General features: G+C 40.0%; 14 protein-coding genes. 4 read left to right on the top strand and 10 right to left on the bottom strand.

Annotated features, from left to right (window positions below; all coding sequences use genetic code 11):
* Positions 1-36 precede the first annotated feature (36 nt).
* Together gcvP and gcvH are read right to left on the bottom strand one after the other, a co-directional pair.
* Positions 37-2931 (bottom strand): aminomethyl-transferring glycine dehydrogenase, encoded by a 2895-nt coding sequence (gene gcvP, locus AB2N10_RS05510; RefSeq protein ID WP_369434449.1) that lies wholly within the window; start codon positions 2929-2931, stop codon positions 37-39.
* A 109-nt stretch (positions 2932-3040) separates the two neighbouring features.
* Entirely contained in the window at positions 3041-3430 is a 390-nt protein-coding gene (gene gcvH / locus AB2N10_RS05505; protein ID WP_354625820.1) for a glycine cleavage system protein GcvH, read from the bottom strand.
* Positions 3431-3845: 415 nt separating this feature from the next.
* Between gcvH and gcvT the strand changes: the two genes are divergently transcribed.
* Positions 3846-4964 carry a glycine cleavage system aminomethyltransferase GcvT gene (gcvT, locus tag AB2N10_RS05500; RefSeq protein WP_354625819.1) on the top strand — a complete coding sequence of 373 codons (1119 nt, stop codon included), beginning with the start codon at positions 3846-3848 and terminating at the stop codon, positions 4962-4964.
* A 47-nt stretch (positions 4965-5011) separates the two neighbouring features.
* Here gcvT and ald read toward each other — a convergent pair whose 3' ends face one another.
* Positions 5012-6127 carry an alanine dehydrogenase gene (ald, locus tag AB2N10_RS05495; RefSeq protein ID WP_354625818.1) on the bottom strand — a complete coding sequence of 372 codons (1116 nt, stop codon included), beginning with the start codon at positions 6125-6127 and terminating at the stop codon, positions 5012-5014.
* 157 nt (positions 6128-6284) lie between these two features.
* Between ald and lrp the strand changes: the two genes are divergently transcribed.
* Both lrp and AB2N10_RS05485 read left to right on the top strand, forming a co-directional pair.
* Positions 6285-6767: a leucine-responsive transcriptional regulator Lrp gene (lrp, locus tag AB2N10_RS05490; RefSeq protein WP_354625817.1), complete on the top strand. Its 483-nt coding sequence runs from the start codon at positions 6285-6287 to the stop codon at positions 6765-6767.
* A 122-nt stretch (positions 6768-6889) separates the two neighbouring features.
* Positions 6890-8356 carry an MATE family efflux transporter gene (locus AB2N10_RS05485; RefSeq protein ID WP_369434448.1) on the top strand — a complete coding sequence of 489 codons (1467 nt, stop codon included), beginning with the start codon at positions 6890-6892 and terminating at the stop codon, positions 8354-8356.
* A 13-nt stretch (positions 8357-8369) separates the two neighbouring features.
* Here AB2N10_RS05485 and AB2N10_RS05480 read toward each other — a convergent pair whose 3' ends face one another.
* A complete protein-coding gene (locus AB2N10_RS05480; protein WP_354625814.1) occupies positions 8370-8543 on the bottom strand; it encodes a hypothetical protein in 174 nt (57 codons plus the stop codon).
* A 239-nt stretch (positions 8544-8782) separates the two neighbouring features.
* Between AB2N10_RS05480 and AB2N10_RS05475 the strand changes: the two genes are divergently transcribed.
* On the top strand, positions 8783-9187 hold the full coding sequence (locus AB2N10_RS05475; protein ID WP_354625813.1) for a GFA family protein: 405 nt from the start codon (positions 8783-8785) through the stop codon (positions 9185-9187).
* 1408 nt (positions 9188-10595) lie between these two features.
* On the opposite strand, the gene AB2N10_RS05470 is transcribed toward AB2N10_RS05475, so the two are convergent.
* The 6 genes from AB2N10_RS05470 to hsdR are packed head-to-tail and all read right to left on the bottom strand — an operon-like array spanning position 10596 to position 18172.
* Positions 10596-11633, bottom strand: a complete 1038-nt coding sequence (locus AB2N10_RS05470; RefSeq protein ID WP_354625812.1) for a macro domain-containing protein — start codon at positions 11631-11633, stop codon at positions 10596-10598.
* Between the two features lies 1 nt (position 11634).
* The gene (locus AB2N10_RS05465; protein ID WP_369434447.1) at positions 11635-12321 is read right to left on the bottom strand and encodes a DUF4433 domain-containing protein; all 687 of its coding nucleotides are present in this window, start codon (positions 12319-12321) and stop codon (positions 11635-11637) included.
* Between the two features lie 6 nt (positions 12322-12327).
* Entirely contained in the window at positions 12328-12462 is a 135-nt protein-coding gene (locus tag AB2N10_RS05460; RefSeq protein ID WP_354625811.1) for a hypothetical protein, read from the bottom strand.
* A gap of 2 nt (positions 12463-12464) precedes the next feature.
* Positions 12465-14177 (bottom strand): restriction endonuclease subunit S, encoded by a 1713-nt coding sequence (locus AB2N10_RS05455; RefSeq protein ID WP_354625809.1) that lies wholly within the window; start codon positions 14175-14177, stop codon positions 12465-12467.
* A complete protein-coding gene (locus tag AB2N10_RS05450) occupies positions 14177-15661 on the bottom strand; it encodes an N-6 DNA methylase (protein ID WP_369434446.1) in 1485 nt (494 codons plus the stop codon). The genes AB2N10_RS05455 and AB2N10_RS05450 overlap by 1 nt, the downstream gene beginning before the upstream one ends.
* A gap of 45 nt (positions 15662-15706) precedes the next feature.
* Positions 15707-18172, bottom strand: coding sequence for an EcoAI/FtnUII family type I restriction enzme subunit R (hsdR, locus tag AB2N10_RS05445; RefSeq protein WP_354625808.1), 2466 nt, complete (start codon positions 18170-18172; stop codon positions 15707-15709).
* Between the last annotated feature and the right edge of the window lie 188 nt (positions 18173-18360).

Here is an 18360-nt window from a genome sequence, read left to right as displayed (position 1 = left end):
GTGGGGTAATGCTCTAGTCATCAACCATTTTTCACCCTACTCATAATTGTCAATACTTGGGCAGGCGCAGAATAGGTGGCGGTCGCCAAAGACGTTGTCAACGCGATTGACTGCTGGCCAGTATTTGCTCTCTTTACTCTGTTGAGTGGGGAAGCAAGCGACTTCTTTACTGTAACTGTGTGGCCATATATCATCCATTAAATCGGCCTGTGTATGAGGGGCATTGGTTAATGGGTTATCCGTAGCTGTCCACACGCCGCTTTGCAGTTGAGCAATTTCTTGGCGAATCGCAATCATGGCATCACAAAATCTATCTAATTCGGCTAAATCCTCCGATTCCGTTGGTTCTATCATTAATGTGCCCGCAACGGGAAAAGACATGGTTGGTGCGTGAAAGCCGTAGTCCATTAAACGTTTGGCAATATCTTCGCCTGAAATGCCCGATGCTGCTTCGATAGGGCGAATATCAATAATACATTCGTGGGCAACACGACCCGCTTTACCGCGATATAAAACTGGGTAGTGTGGACGTAAACGCGCCATAATGTAATTGGCATTGAGTATGGCAAGCCTAGTCGCCTGTGTTAATCCCGCTTCACCCATCATGGCAACATAGGCGTAGGAGATTGGCAGAATAGAAGCTGATCCGAGTTCCGCTGCGGAAACGGCATAGTGTTTATTATCGGCAGACTCAGTCACTTCAATGTGTCCGGGTAAAAATGGGATGAGGTGCGCTTTTACGCCGATTGGCCCCACGCCGGGGCCGCCACCGCCATGGGGAATGCAGAAGGTTTTATGCAGGTTCAAATGGGAAACATCAGCGCCAATAAATCCGGGGCTTGTTAGCCCAACTTGTGCGTTCATGTTGGCACCATCGAGGTAAACTTGACCACCTGCCTCGTGTACCCATGTGCATACTTCTTGAATCCCTTCTTCATAAACACCGTGCGTTGAAGGATAAGTGATCATAATACATGAGAGATTATCACGGTGCGTTTCTATTTTTACCTTTAGATCCGCATGGTCGATATTCCCTAAGGGATCACAGGCAACAACCACAACCTGCATTGATACCATGGCGGCACTGGCGGGATTAGTGCCATGGGCAGAGCTGGGTATTAAACAAATATTCCGATGACCTTGGCCGTTACTTTGGTGATAACGTTGAATCGCAATCAACCCAGCATATTCACCTTGTGCACCGGAATTGGGTTGCAATGAAAAGCCATCGTAACCGGTAATCTCACATAACATCTCCGTTAATTTTTCTGCTAAGGCTTGATAACCGAAACTTTGCTCGGTCGGTGCGAAAGGGTGTATTTGAGAAAATTCAGGCCAGGTGATCGGCAACATTTCAGCGGCTGCATTAAGTTTCATGGTGCAACTGCCCAGTGGGATCATGCCATGTGTTAAGGAGTAATCTTTATTCTCTAATTTTTTCATATAGCGCATCATTTGCGTTTCACTGTGATATCTATTAAAAACAGGGTGCGTTAAATAATCACTCTCGCGGCGACAAGTTAAGGGAATTGCAGCGAATTCATCGGCACTAATAGCGTTGGCAAAGTCGCTCGCTTGGAGTGATTTTCCCGTGATTGTAAGTAGTAAATCATCGACATCATTAATGGTTGAAGTTTCATCGAGACTGATACCAAGTTGTACGGGCACATTATCTGCGGTGGGGAATTTGCGTAAATTCATACCTTTAGCTAGTGCACGATGGTAAATCGCTTTGCCGTGATCAGGACAATTGATGGTTAAGGTATCGAAAAAGTGAGCGTGTTGTAGTTCGATCCCTTCGCTTTGTAACCCTGCAGCAAGAATCGCCGTTAGGTGGTGTACGCGCCGTCCAATTTTACGCAGGCCTGCGGGACCATGATAAATTGCATAAAATGCCGCCATATTGGCAAGCAATGCCTGTGCCGTACAGATGTTAGAGGTCGCTTTTTCACGGCGGATATGTTGTTCGCGTGTTTGCATTGCCATGCGCAGGGCGCTATTACCTCGTCTATCTTTAGAAACGCCAATAATGCGACCCGGCAGGGTGCGTTTGAATTTATCTTTGCTTGCCATAAAAGCAGCATGTGGCCCACCAAAGCCCATCGCTACACCAAACCGCTGTGCACTACCAATAACGACATCTGCGCCCATTTCACCGGGCGCTTTGAGCAGTGTTAAGGCGAGTAAATCCGTGGCAACCGCTACTAAAGTATTTTTACTGTGTGCTTGGCTAATGAGTTCCGTTAAATCTTGCACATTCCCCGTGGTACTTGGGTATTGTAAAATGGCGGCAAATATATCGTGTTTGTCCATTTCATCGAGTGCGCCTGTGATAATTTCAAAACCAATATACTCGGCGCGAGTGTGTAGTACATCAATCGTTTGTGGGTGCAATTCGTCACAGACAAAAAAGGTATTACTTTTGCTTTTGCCTGCGCGTTTACAAAGGGTCATCGCTTCAGCGGCAGCGGTTGCTTCATCTAATAATGAAGCATTTGCTATTTCCATGGCGGTTAAATCCATGATCATTTGTTGATAATTTAGCAGAGATTCTAAACGCCCCTGTGATATTTCAGGCTGATAAGGGGTATAGGCGCTATACCAGCCGGGATTTTCTAAGACATTGCGCAACACCACATTAGGGGTAAAGGTGTTGTAATAACCTTGCCCGATATAACTACGGTTACAGACATTTTTGCTGGCGAGCTCCTTAAGCGAAGTTAGCATCTCCGATTCACTTTGCGCATTGCCTAGTTGCAATTTTTTAGGTAAGCGGATCGCAGCAGGCACAGTTTCCTCAATCAGTTGATCAAGGCTATCAACGCCGATGGTTTCAAGCATCACCTTTTGTTGTTCACTATCTGGTCCGTTGTGACGGGTGGCGAATTCATTGTTATTAGATAATAGATCAAGCAGCGAGGTATCGGTCATGTACTTTCCTAGACGGTGGCAGTGAGCAGCGTTAACGATAGCAATAGGGGTGAAAACAGCGGCGGGTTGATATACATCCCACCTAACTATTTATAAATTGAGTGCGTTATTAGTCTTCGTCCTCATCCTCGTTTAATGCCAAATATTCTTCACTTGAAAGCAAGTCGTCGAGCTCGCTTGGATCTGATAGTTGAATTTTAACTATCCAGCCTGCTGAATAGGGGGATTCATTTATTAGCTCGGGACTTGATTCGAGCTCTTCATTAATTTCGATAATTTCACCTGAGACGGGGGCATAAAGATCCGATGCGGCTTTTACCGACTCAACTAGCGAAAAACTATCTCCAGCATCGACCTCATCTCCAACCTCTGGTAAATCAACAAAAACAACATCACCTAAAAACTTTTGTGCTTGGTTCGAGATGCCCATCGTGATGGTGCCATCACCATTATCAAGTGCCCACTCGTGTGTTTCTGTAAACTTCAATGTACTTTCCATAGCATATCCTTAACTAATTTATTGAGCGTATTCATCGCTGAAATCTATTTTTCAATGGTGGTAAAAAGTCAGGTAAAAATAAGCGAACATCTGTTTCTTATAATAGAAATTATTCCAAATGCTTTACTAAATCAAGCATAAAGTGTTATTTTCAGTTTCTAAGTGAGTTATATTTTAAACAACAATCGTATAAATCTTAGCTAAAAAAAGGGGTGATGTAACTTTTTTGTTAAAATTCAAACTGATCATTATGCGCTTGGAATATTCTCATTATTTATGCCGTACGGTTATTTTTACCGATAACATGCTTAAGATAAAAGGAGATTTTGAACGAACCTGATGGGCATGACATTCATCCATCGCCTAACTACGTTAACCATTAATTCAACCATTGCACTATATGGAGTATTTGCCAATGTCAGAACAATTACTTATAACCCCACTGCACGCACTACATATTGAAATGGGCGGAAAAATGGTCCCTTTTGCGGGGTATGATATGCCCGTGCAATATAAATTAGGTGTACTTAAAGAGCATTTACATTGCCGCGAAAAGGCCGGTTTATTTGATGTGTCACACATGGGGCAAATACGTTTAATAGGTGAAAATGCTGCGCAAGCGTTAGAAGCGTTAGTGCCTGTTGATATTGTTGATTTAGAGAAGGGCAAGCAACGTTACGCCTTTTTTACCAATGAGCAGGGCGGCATCCTTGATGATTTTATGGTCAGTAATTTTGGCGACCATCTCTTTATTGTGGTTAATGCAGCATGTAAGAAGCAAGACATTAATCACTTAAAGGCAAATTTGCCCAATGATGTACGCCTTGAAGTCATAGATGATCGCGCACTGCTGGCACTGCAAGGGCCGCTCGCCGCAAAGATATTATCGCAGATTAATCCCGCCGTTAATGAGTTGCGATTCATGGATTGCACCACCATGCAACTGCTCGATATTGAATGTTACGTCAGCCGCTCAGGTTACACGGGTGAAGATGGTTTTGAAATATCGGTGCCAGCGGACTATGCGCAGGTATTGGCCCGTGCTTTACAGGCATTTTCGGAGGTAGAATGGATTGGTTTGGGCGCGCGTGATTCGTTACGTTTGGAGTGTGGCCTCTGTTTGTATGGTCATGATATTGATCAAACTACGACACCCGTGGAAGCCAGTCTGTTATGGGCGATGAGTAAAGTGCGTCGTGAAGATGGGCAAAGAGCAGGGGGCTTTCTTGGCGCAGATATTATTCTGGCGCAAATAAAAACAAAAAAAATCAAGCGTAAACGAGTTGGTTTATTGGGTATTAGTAAAGCCCCCGTGCGCGAAGGTACACTACTTTTTGATACTCAAGATAATGAAATAGGTATCGTCACAAGCGGTAGCTTTGCACCAAGCAAGGGTATGCCCGTTGCGATGGCTTATCTTGACAGTAAATTTATTGAACTTGGCACTGAACTTTATGCCTCAGTACGTGGTAAGAAATTAGCCATGAAAGTTGAAAAAATGCCTTTTGTAGCGCAGCGTTATTATCGCGGATAAAGCATATAAAAGGAGCTAGTTTAGCTCCTTTTATATAGTTAGTGTCGTTACAGTAAAAGAAGATCGGGTGCAACAAAGGGCATATTATGTGCCTTGGCAACACTTTCGCAGGCGATTTTTCCTGAAATAACATTGAGCCCTTGCATTAATCCGCGATCACTTTGCAATGCTTTTTTGTAACCTAAATTTGCGAGTTTAATAATATAGGGCAGCGTTGCATTATTTAGGGCAAATGATGACGTGAGTGATACAGCCCCTGGCATGTTAGCGACACAGTAATGCACCACATCATCAACAATATAGGTCGGATCTTGATGGGTAGTGGCATGTGATGTTTCAAAACAGCCCCCTTGATCGATAGCTACATCAACAATCGCCGCACCGGGTTTCATTTTTGCGATATGTTCTTTAGTCACCAATTTGGGGGCTGCCGCACCGGGAATCAATACGGCACCAATCACTAAATCGGCAGCAAGCACCTCTTGCTCTAATACTTCCGTTGTTGAAAAAAGCACTTTCGCTGAATTACCAAACTGCATGTTTAAAGCTCGTAGGGTATTAATATTACGGTCTAAAATGGTTACTTCTGCACCTAAGCCTACGGCCATTTGTGCAGCATTATTGCCTACCATACCGCCACCAATCACAACCACTTTAGCAGGTGCTACGCCAGGGACTCCGCCTAACAAGATACCCCGTCCACCATTAGATTTTTCCAATGCCTGCGCGCCCGCTTGGATAGACATACGTCCAGCCACTTCGGACATGGGAGCTAGCAAGGGTAAACCACCTTTATTATCGGTAACCGTTTCATAGGCAATACAAATCGCACCAGATTTGAGTAACAGTTCGGTTTGTTGTAAATCAGGGGCGAGGTGAAGATAGGTAAATAAAATTTGATCTGGACGTAACATTGCACATTCAGACGGTTGTGGCTCTTTAACTTTCACAATCATATCAACTGCTGCAAAAATAGAGGCTGCATCTTGCGCAATGGTCGCGCCAGCGTCGATATAATCTGCATCGCTAAAGCCAATCCCAACCGCCGCATCTTTTTGTACTAGAACATCGTGGCCATTTTGTACAAGTTCACGCACACTGGCAGGCGTCATGCCAACACGGTATTCATGGTTTTTAATTTCTTTAGGTACACCAATAAACATAATTATTTCCTTTTAACTATATGAACACGGATGATTCAACGTCTGTATATATTAGAATAGATTTGTTGGTGTTTTTGTCTTTATTTTTTGTTTATTTATTTCATTTTCAGCATATAATTTTAAAAAAATAGATATTTATAGTGGAATAGACTGAATTATGAAAATCAATCAGATGATGACTCTAGATAGGTTCGATAAACACATTTTACGAGAGTTGCAAAATGATGGCCGAATATCCAATGTGGAATTAGCGAAAAGGATTGGTTTAAGTCCTACCCCTTGTTTAGAACGGGTAAAACGGCTAGAAAAGCAGGGGGTTATTAAATCCTATACTGCGTTATTAGACCCGCAATATCTTGATGCCGCGATGCTGGTTTATATCGAAATATCATTAAATAGAAGCAGTGCGGATGTATTTGAGCGATTTAATCGTGCAGCTAACCAAATCGATGAAATCTTGGAATGCCATCTTGTCTCTGGTGATTTTGACTATTTATTAAAAACCCGTGTTGCTAATATGTCTGCTTATCGTAAAGTTTTAAACCAAACGTTGCTTTCATTACCGGATATCAAAGATTCTCGTACTTATGTGGTCATGGAAGAGGTTAAATACTTAACCTCTATCAATATTCCTAAATAGTCTAAATGCTTTCTTATCCATTAAGCGATGCTATATTTGTTTAATATCTGATTTATTACATCTTCGTTAATTGCAATTCAAATTTTTTAGTTCAAGTACACCTAAAGGGATAAACCTTCGTCATGCAAAAAGGCAAATTCGTCACTGGTAATATTTTTCAGCATATTGTTGTTATGTCATCAACCAATGCCATTGGCTTAACTGCATTATTTCTTGTTGACCTTGCAGATCTATTTTTTATCAGTTTATTAGGCGAAATTGAACTGGCAGCCGCAGTGGGGTATGCCGGCACAATCGCATTTTTTACAACGTCGATTTCAATCGGTTTAGCCATAACAATGAGTGCCTTAGTATCAAAAGCGATAGGGCAGCAAGATCGTAAAAAAGCATGCCAATTAGTCATTAATATTATGGTTACGGGCTTTATTATTAGCGCTATTGTCGCTGCAATCGCATGGTATTTTACACCTGAACTACTTACTTTAATTGGTGCGCGCGGCCTAACACACGCTTTTGCCGTTGACTACCTGCGTATATTACTTCCGTCATTGCCTGTTTTAGGTGTGGCGATGAGTGCTGGCGCAGCGTTACGTTCCGTCGGTGATGCGAAAAGGGCAATGCTATCAACCTTAGCTGGCGGCGGTGTTAATGCCATTTTGGATCCGCTGTTTATCTTTACTTTTGGTTTAGGGCTGCATGGTGCAGCGGCTGCATCCGTTGTCGCACGTTTTGCGGTTGCTTGGGTTGCACTGTATGGGGTTATGGTTAAACATCAATTAATTAGTCGATTCCGCTATAAATTATGGCTAACGGATCAAAGAGAGATCTTTAATATTGCTATCCCGGCTATGATAACCAATGTCGCAACACCATTAGGTAACGCTTATGTCACGATGACGATTGCATCCTTTGGTGATAGTTACGTCGCTGGTTGGGCGATTATTGGACGATTGATACCAGTTGCCTTTGGCATGATTTTCGCCATGTCTGGTGCTGTTGGTCCTATTATTGGGCAAAACTATGGGGCGCTTTTATATGATCGCGTGAAATTAAGCTTAACGCGTGCCATACAATTTACATCCTGTTATGTTATTTTGCTTGCGTTAATTATTTATCTTAGCCAAAACCTGATTATTCAGCTATTTGGTGCACAAGCTGACGGGGCTGAGTTAATCCGTTTTTATTGCACATGGATATGTGTCTCCTTTACCTTTAATGGCATTCTTTTTATCGCGAATGCTGCATTTAATAATCTAGGCTATCCAACAACATCAACCATTATGAATATAGGAAAAGCAACGATTGGTACTATTCCATTTGTATATTTTGGTGGTCAATGGTTTGGTGCTATTGGCGTTATAACTGGGCAGGCTATTGGTTCGATAATTTTCGGACTGTTAGCTTGGTTCTGGGCGCAACGTGTGTTGCATCATTTAGAGAGTGATGCAAAACCATCTATAACCGAGGAAGATGAACAGCCATTAAATTCAGCTTTACCATTAACACCATTTTGCTCTAGCCGAGCCTATATGTGCGCAGATAGTGAAGAAAGTATGATCACTGAACCTGCTGAAAAATCGAGGAAATAAAACACGTTTTGATTTATTTACTTTTAGTCTTAATGGTAACTTCAATCTGTTCATTCTCGCCAGCAAACCACTTTTGCACATAAATCGAGCCTAAAATAGGAGGCATGCCATCTTCAGGGACTTCTTTATAGCGAATGCTATTCTTATTATGTTTTTCAAATTCAAATTTTATTACTTTTTCAGACATTCGCTATCTCCATTAATATCGTTATACTGCACTTTGCGGTCATAATACTTCAAGATACAAAGTCTGCAAGAACAAGTGTATCGAGTTCGAAGTAATTAACCCGAGGTAGATTTTTAATAGGGCGCACGGATATACTTTATATTAGTAATTGTATCTCAGATATTGTCACTAATAGTTTATTAATGATTGATAGTTCAAACCAGCTTCTCAGGCTTTGCAACATAATATGGAGTCCTAATATGAATAAAGAATTAACAGGTGGATGCTGCTGTGGTGCGGTCAGTTTTGCTGTTGAAGATAACTTTAGTCACTTTTATTTTTGTCATTGTGAACAATGTAGAAAACTAACCGGTTCAGCACATGCATCCAATTTATTTACTGAGCCTGATAATATACGTTGGATTGCTGGACAGGATAAAATAAAGCGTTTTATCCATCCAACGCGTTCATTTTCTAAAAACTTTTGTCTTGTTTGTGGCTCAGCTTTACCATTTTTGTCACAAAGCGGTAGATATTTACTTGTTCCAGCAGGAAGCTTAAACACAGAACCAACGAAAAGAGTAGACGCGCAAATTTTTTGCTCGGAACAAACTCAGTGGCATAAATCAGGTATTAAAGCCATTAAAGTAGATAAATTTCTTTAACCATCCGTGTTATTTTTAATTAAGGCATTTAATGAATAGTTACTTACTAATAAATTTCAATTTGAGTATTCACAAACATGCTAATAATACGAGATGTTACTTATAAAACATATTGTATCGGCAACACCAACAACTGCGCATAATGTATATTATGTTAAATACGATAACAAAGCTATGTTATTTAAAGTTTAACTTTAGCTCGATCTAGTCTTGGGTTTCGTACTATTGAACATAATGCTATTTAACATAAAATGTATAACATACTGTTATATAATATTTTTCGCAGCTTGCTGTTGTTCTTACTTATCTGGTTGGTAATGCCTAAAATACGCTATGGAAATTTAGCACTGGATCATTTCTATTAGACTGGCTTCGATTTGTTTACTAAATAACTCAATAAATCGCTATTTATCAGTTTGTTGCAATCATTCCTCTTAACCAATTATCCTCTGAAACCCTTGTCGTTATTGGCACTAACTAACAGTTTGAATAATATTTAGGCGCTCTGTGTTAAAATCTAACGCGTCATTAAGGCATTCGCCCTAACTAATAAAAGCTACGCGACTAAATTATTAGAAAATATGGTTTAGGAAAATTGCTTTCAAATTCTCTGATTAGTTAAACTTTTAACCTTCCAAAATAATACGAAAATATTTCTGACAACTTTTTTGCTGTTGTGCAATATGGCTTTGCCAATTTGGTTCACAGCTTTCTCTAATATCATTAACAGCTATGCAATCCGATTTCTTGGGTAAGCTTGTTTGCAAATTTCGTTGCAACCCTAAGTTTATGTAATTATAAAGTTGGTCAGTCAACTCATTGCTGATTGATAATTCTGTTCACTTTTGCTTGCAACAATAATGCTTGCTTCAGAATATAATGCAGACAATAAATGAATGGCAGCATGATCCATTTCTTAATTAAAACTCGATAACTGTTCAGTTAATTCACTGAGTGCCTATCAGGTATCATTAGTAACTCATGTAAATTATATTTGAAATCATCATTTTCATAATTATTTGAACCGAGTTCTTTTAGGTAAAGTTTGCAACTGCTTAAATGCTCTGTTTAATTTTCCAATGTGATAACCATTAATGTTTGGCTTAATGGTAAGACTTCGGCAAACATGATCAATAATGTCTAATAGTGTTTGGTTTGTGTCAGCAATGACAATCGAATGCGCACAAAATATTGGTTGAATTGCTTTAATAAAATTTAGCGGGTATTCACCTGAAATTGGTTGATACAACCAATGCAATACAGGTTTTATTTCATCTAAATAATGTAATAAGGTGCTGAACGCTAACTCTGTTTGGTTATTCTTTTTAAGAATAGTTTACCCACCCTGCCGCTGTTTTACGTTTAACTTGCCAGGTGCTTATATAACTGTTTTGTATTGAAAAACTATCTAATTAACCCATCCTGTTGCAGTCAAATGATCCCACGCTGCTTGCACATGTTTTTCAGACATAAGCTGTTTTTTACGTAAATTCCAATGTTGAATTGCATGAAAAGCGTCATTAGCATTGTGGCAATTTTCATGTTTTGCAACCCAATGTACTGTAGATAATAGCTCTACACCATAAGGGGATTGATAACCTTCAATCAGTTCGCTTACTCTACTTATTCGTTCATTTATATCTGTGTTAGATTCAGCTAAAAACTGTTTTGCACTTTCAAGTGCTTCATCAACGGGCGTGATTTGTGATTCAACAACCCCATCTCCAACACCTTTTATATAATGACCATCCATTGTATTTAATGCATGACGTAGTGCATCTGCGTATGGGCCGAAGTTGTGTTTTATGAAATTAAGTTTTAAGTTTTCGCCCGCCTCTTGCAAAAAATAAGCGAGTTTTTGTACTTCAATCTTAGATAAACCATAATTGACCGCTTGATACGTTTCTAACAAAGTAAGAATAGCTGCACGACCTGCCGTCATTTTCGGTTTTTTGGTATTGTTTAGCATTTCTGTTGCGCCGATTGCTTCGTTTGGTTCAAATAATCGAACGTCTACATGTTCAAGGCTACCTAAATACTTCACGATAAGCGGTTTTACTTCTGACCAAGACAAACCTCCGAGACCACAACCAATGGGTGGAATTGCAATTGATGTGATACCCAGCTGTGTGATTTTCTTTGCTAAATCTTGTAAACCCCTTTCAATATCAATCAATCTTGAAGCACTGCGCCAATGCCCTTTGGTTGGGAAGTTGACTATATATTTAGGCGTTGCTAATGTACCGAGTTCATAAATAAACATGCTGCCTAGTTTCACTTGTTCATTTTTACAAGCCGTTGCATAAGCTTTAAAATTTGCCGGCCATTGTTTCTTAAATTGTAAAGCAATACCTTTTCCCATCACGCCGACACAGTTGACAGTGTTAACGATTGCATCAACATCGTGCTGTTTTAAAAGGTTGCCTGTTACTGAATCAATTGCCATGTTATTGCCCTAAAAAATACCAATCTGTCATTACATCTACCGTTAAGTTTACGTTATGTTTAGCCAAAATGGCATTAACTTGTTGCGCTCGGTTTGTATCGATCACACCAATACGTGTCATCCAATTGAGCGGAACTTGCTCTTTAATCAAAAATTCAGCCTGTCTTTTTTCCATTCTATCAACATAGCGAGGCTCGTTATGCTTATCAAAAAAGTACTTACAAAATCCATCTAACGTAGGATTTTCAGTCAATGTCTGCCAATCAACTATATCTTTCAGTTTTTGTAAATCTGTACAATCCTGACTGTAAGCTTTGGTTGCGTTACGATCATAAAATACAAAATCCTGTAATCCATTCTGATACGCAATTTCTATTGTCGTTTCAAAATAGATAATAGCTGTTTGATCATACAAACAACCTTGCACCTGACCATTGTGAATTGCCGATAACATCGGTGAACGAGGTGCAAAATAAAAGGGAACAAAATCATGTATTAATCCACCCGGTGGATTCGGCGTTTGTTTATTTGAGCGAATACCTTGTGCACCGCCATGCGCAATGTTGTGATACTCAACACCTTGCTGTTCACTTAACGATTTGCAAACTAATGCCCCCTGCTCACAAATGAGATCTAAGTTATCAATCGCGGTGATATGAAATATTCGAACAGGGCGTGGCATCGTCATTATGTGCTAACTCCTAATGCGTTTAGCAATTTCAGCACGTTTATCCAGCGGGCACCACATTGCCCCCAAAGACATCGATTTAATACCGTCATTTTCAAGATGACATGACTCATCACAATAGACATTATAGATTTTGCTCATGGTTATACTGCCTTATCTATTATTGCATCAGTGAGGTTAAGCTGAGTTTGTTGCGCTTGGTTGAGTTGTGATTTTAGTTGGTCGCAGATTGCCATTAACTCTTTAACTTTAGACACTATTCTATTCTGTTCGTTTATTGATGGGATTGGTATTTGCAAATCTCTACATTGCTCAAGTGAAAGGTTATCTTGACCAGCTGTACCTTTAACTTCATTTAAGACAGAGGACAAAATAGAGTCAGTTGGTAATATGAAATATAGATACTGAGAATTAATACCTGCTAAAGGTCTAAATACTGCTAATGCTTGATTCATATTCCATTCTGGATACTCATTTGAAATAATGGCGACTTTTCCTAATGGTGGACCGACAATGTTCATGATGACATCACCAGGAAAAACTCTTGATCGATTTAGTTTACCTGTGTGTGTATCTTTCGAAATAAATATGGGTTTATATGCGAAATCTAATGTGTTTTTTACAATGTTATAAACTTTTAAAAATGGAACGGCACCGTCATCTAATAGCTCAGGTTTAGACGGTGTTGTTCCTTTTGTAATGAAATCACAGATAAATCTAGCTTTTACTAATACTCGATTATTAATGATTGTATTTCTTGCATACTCATATTCATTTTCAACGGCTAACTTTTCTTTGCTGTTTAATTTACGTGAGAATTGCTCTTTATATATTTTATCAATTAATTCACTTACAGGTTCATCGCTTGGGTCTTGTGGAACCAGTTTGCCCATCACGGCGAGTTGTAGGATGGTTTGTTTTAGTTGGTCGATGCTGTGCTCTGTGGTGAACAGGGTATCGAAAAACGCACTCACGCGTGCCCAGTTTGTTTGTAACTCGGTAGCATCTTTTGCATCCGTTAAGGTGTTTAACAGCACTTCAACTAAGGTTTTGTGGGCATCAATACTCGATTCTGTTTGCTGTTCAAGCTGGTCACATAACAACATTAGTTCATCTACTTTCGCTACGATGCGGTGTTGCTCGTTTAGTGGTGGCAAAGCTAGAAAGTCTTCTCTGAGCTGTTTTGTGTCTAAATGAGGTATAGCAGCACCTTTCATTGAGGAATTTAGACGCGTAAATGCTTGTTTGAAATATAACTGAATATAATTTTTTACAGATTTATAGGTATCTATTCTAGCAATTGTCGAACCTATAACACCTATTTTACCATTAAGAATTAGTCCACTACGAGAACCATCACAAACAACTAGAAGGTCGTTCTCTTTGGACATAGGGCACTTTTCATCATTGGTATATTTTCTAATGTTGTGCCTATCTAACGCTTCAATATCTAAATATGGGAACTTGGATAAGGTATCCGATAGCTCTTTTGGTTTTTTGCCTTTAGTAAGTGTGAACAGTTCAATATTGTGAGCCCACTGCCAACCCAAAGGTAATACAAACGGTAATTCTTTTATTGAAATATCACCAAGTGTCTTTGGTTTTTTAATCGTTTTATTTTTAATTAACAATGCTCTTTCTTCTGCAATACGATCAAGCAAAACAGAAGCTGGTTCCTCACTTGCATCCTGTGGCACTAATTTACCACGTACCGCTAACTCTAAAATCAACTCACGTAGTTTCTTAATACCATACAGTTCTATCTTCTTGCTAGAACCGCGCCCTGTTGCATTTTTTTTCTTTACGGCAGATGTCCACGTTTCAATATGCTCGGTGATTAAGTTTTCAATCTGCATTACTTAACCTCGCCTGAAGATTCTTTATTTGAACTTAAGGCATCACCTAAAATGGTTTTAAGCTGGTGTCGCAGTTCACTGATTTCTGTTTGCTGTGTTTGGTACTCTGCTAACAGTTGCTCTGGGTCGTGGTTAACCACTTCACCTTGGTAGGGATTTTTAATATCTAAATTAAAGTTACGTTTAATGATGTCATCAACGGATACTTTCCACGCTTGGTTGTTTTCAACACGTGAAGCAAAGCCATCTTGTTCATTGCCCCACCAATCTAACTCTGTTTGGAACTCTTCAAACTTCATCGGTTTGGTTTTATTATAGTTTTTCACGCCCTCTGGGTACGGGTGCTCGTAAAACCATACATCTTTGGTCGGTGTACCTTTGGTGAAGAAGAGGATATTAGTTTTAATGCCCGTGTAAGGGTTAAACACACCATTGGGTAAACGCACAATAGTGTGTAAGTTACACTCTTCAGTTAATAGCTTTTTGATTTTAGTTTTTACGCCTTCACCAAACAGTGTGCCATCGGGTAATACCACGGCAGCACGTCCGCCATCCTTTAGCACTTCAATAATCAGCTGTAAGAATAGATCGGCTGTTTCACGGGTTTGGAACTCACTTGGGAAGTTCTTCTCGATACCGTCTTCTTCTGTGCCACCAAATGGCGGGTTAGTAACAATCACATCAAAGGATTCATCCCAGTTGGCAAGCGGTTTGTTTAAGGTGTTGCCATGCTTTACTTGCACGGGTACTTCAATGCCATGCAACATCATGTTGGTGGTACATAATAGGTGTGGTAGTTGCTTCTTCTCGACACCGTGGATCTGTTTTTGTAATGCTTGATGGTCACTACTGTTTTTCACGTAGTTATCTTTTACATGGTCAAACGAACACGCTAAGAAGCCACCTGTACCGCAAGCAGGGTCAATAATAGACTCGTTTAGTTTTGGGTCGGTCACTTTAACAATAAACTTAGTAATGGCACGTGGTGTATAGAATTCACCAGCGTTACCTGCACTTTGTAAGTCTTTTAAAATCTGTTCGTAGATATCACCAAACATGTGACGCTCTTGCGAGTCGGTGAAATCAATTTCATTCAACTTGTTAATCACCTGACGTAACAGCGTGCCGTTTTTCATGTAGTTAAAGGCATCACTGAACGCGGCTTTCACCACGTAACCACGCGGGTTTAAGTCTAGTGGTGCTGTTAAGTTTTTAAGGTTTGGAAACAGCTCGTCATTAACAAAATCAAGCAATGAATCACCCGTGATACCTTCAGCATCTTCAGCCCAGTTACGCCATAAAAATTGCTCTGGAATAGGCGCTTTATAATTGTCTAGTTCATCTTCAAGCTCTTCTTCTTGTGCATCAAATACTTTTAAAAATAGTAACCATGACATTTGCCCTAAACGCTGTGCATCACCATCTATCCCTGCGTCTTTACGCATGATGTCTTGAATTGATTTAATAACTGAACTGATTGACATAGTTTTCTCTTTGTTTGATGCGAATATGACGATAAATGTTTAACTTTATGCTGTTTGTTGCTTTGGTGGACGCTGATAAATTTCAGATTCCAGCTCCTTAATGGCTTGCTCGTACTTTGATTTACCGCCAAACACTTTTTTCTTTATTTCAAGCGGTCTACCAATATCTGTGAAAGGCTGTACTTTGAGCGCATCTTTTGACTCAATTTCTTGTACGCCCACATTCGCGTATTTGGTGAGGAGATTATCTAACACGGTTTGTGCTGTGTCCGAATATTTAGTGAAATAGTTACGCTTTTTGACGTTGTTTGCACGTTCTTTGCGCGTTAAAGCGGGTTGGTCGTAAACAACATGGCAAATCATATCAAAGGGATCGAGATCGACGCCGACTTCCTCTTCAAGTGCTTTCCAAATAATGCCCGCTTGTTCAAGTTCATCAATCACGATTTGTTTTCGCTCAGCATCGTTCCAGCGTTTAACAAAGTCATCTAGCGAGCTAAATTGCGATTGCATGGTTTTACGGATGTAGTCTTTAAATGACTCGGTGACTAAGCCACCATCACTGTCGTAATACTGCACACGCTCTGCCATTTTTTTAACGGTGACGCCTGATACATGGAATTTAATAAAACGTGGCTCTTCATCATCACCACTAGCTATTTCACCCCAATCTTCATTCTTTGGTGGCTGTTCATTACTTTCATCGCCTGTGTTTTCAACTGTTGTTGCATCGTAATCTGGTGAGTCATTTTCACTGATTTGCTCATCTTCTTGCTCTGTTGTGCTATCAATGTCGCCCGTGCCATCAATAATATCTTCGGCTGTTGGGGTCATCACCTGCACTGGCTCACCATCAAAATCATCATCGGCAAACAGTTCGGTGGCTTTTTTAAAGTCTAAAATGGTGAACCACAGTTTACCGAAGCGATCATCAATACGCGTTCCACGACCAATGATCTGCTTAAATTTAGTCATCGATTTTATGTTTTGATCAAGTACCACTAATTTACAGGTTTTAGCGTCAACCCCTGTTGTCATTAACTCAGAAGTCGTTGCGATAACAGGGTAGGCCTTTTTAGGGTTAATAAAGTTATCTAGTTGGGCTTTACCTATTTCATCATCGCCGGTAATTTTCATCACATATTTTTCGTTTTTAGCGACTTGCTCAGGATTAAGGTTAACTAATGCTCTGCGCATACGTTCAGCGTGATTAATATCGTTACAAAAGATAATAGTTTTTGCCATTGGGTCGGTACGTTTTAGGTAACTGGTAATGGTTTCAGCCACTAACTGTGTACGCTCATCAATGACTAAGGTACGGTCAAAATCTTTTTGGTTATAGATGCGATCATCAATTAGCTCACCATTTTTATCGGTTTGCCCTTTGGTTGGTCGCCAGCCTTGCAGGTCAACATCAATATCAACACGTACCACTTTGTAAGGGGCTAAAAAGCCATCATCAATGCCTTCTTTAAGGGTGTAACAGTAAGTAGGCTCACCAAAGTAATCGATGTTAGAGACTTCATCTGTCTCTTTTGGCGTGGCCGTTAAACCAATTTGTGTTGCAGAGTTAAAGTATTCGAGTATTTCACGCCATGCACTGTCATCTGCGGCGCTACCACGGTGACATTCGTCAATGATGATTAAATCAAAGAAGTCTGGGTCAACTTGCTTAAAAGCTTTTTGGTATTCTTCGGGGCCCGTTAAGGCTTGGTATAACGCTAAATGTATCTCGTAAGCAGGGTCAACTTTACGCCCTGTTATTTTGGTCATCGCTTGACCAAAGGGCTGAAAGTCATTGGTCTTGGTTTGGTCAACTAAGATGTTTCTATCGGCTAAAAATAGGATACGTTTTTTGGCTTTTGCTTTCCATAAGCGCCAAATTATTTGAAAGGCGGTATAAGTTTTACCTGTGCCCGTTGCCATCACCAATAGAATTCGGTCTTTACCTTGTGCGACTGCCTCAACCGTTTTATTAATCGCTTGTAGTTGGTAATAACGTGGTGATTTACCGCTGCCATCATCATGGTAATCTTGCGTGATAACAGGAAGGTGTTCTGATTTGTAACCTTTCCAGATACAGTATTTGTGCCATAGCTCTTCATGCGATGGGAACTGTTCAAGGCTGATTTCTGTTTCTAGTTGCTGTAGGTTAGTTTTATCATGAAAGATATAACCATCACCGTTAGAGGCAAAGATAAACGGCACTTCTAATAAACGTGCGTAATCTAAACCTTGTTGAATGCCTTTACCCACATCGTGTTTGTTGGCTTTAGCTTCAATCACAGCCAGTGGTTGGCTTGGTTTGTGATACAACACAATATCAGCAGATTTTACCGTTTGGCGCATGCCCAGTTGACCACGCACAATCACTTTACCATCACGCAGTTTCACCTCTTGGCGTATTTGCGTCATATCATCCCAACCCGCATCTTTAATGCTTGGAAGAATGAATTTGGTGATGATGTCTGTTTCTGTCAGCTTTGCTTTGTTTATCGTGTTGTTTTGCATGAAGTAAAACCACCTATGTAAGCTATATTTCAATGAGTTGTATTGTGGCATTTATGTAGATGATTTTATATGATCTGAAGGTAAATTGAGGGATATTTTGTACTGAATTTAATGAAACCCAACAGCTATTATTGAATTTTGTTGTTACATGGTGTTACATCAATTACCTATATGTGACACCATTGTTG

Source organism: Psychromonas sp. MME1 (assembly GCF_041080865.1).
Taxonomy (GTDB): Bacteria; Pseudomonadota; Gammaproteobacteria; order Enterobacterales; family Psychromonadaceae; genus Psychromonas.
This window is presented reverse-complemented; position numbering and strand designations above follow the sequence as displayed.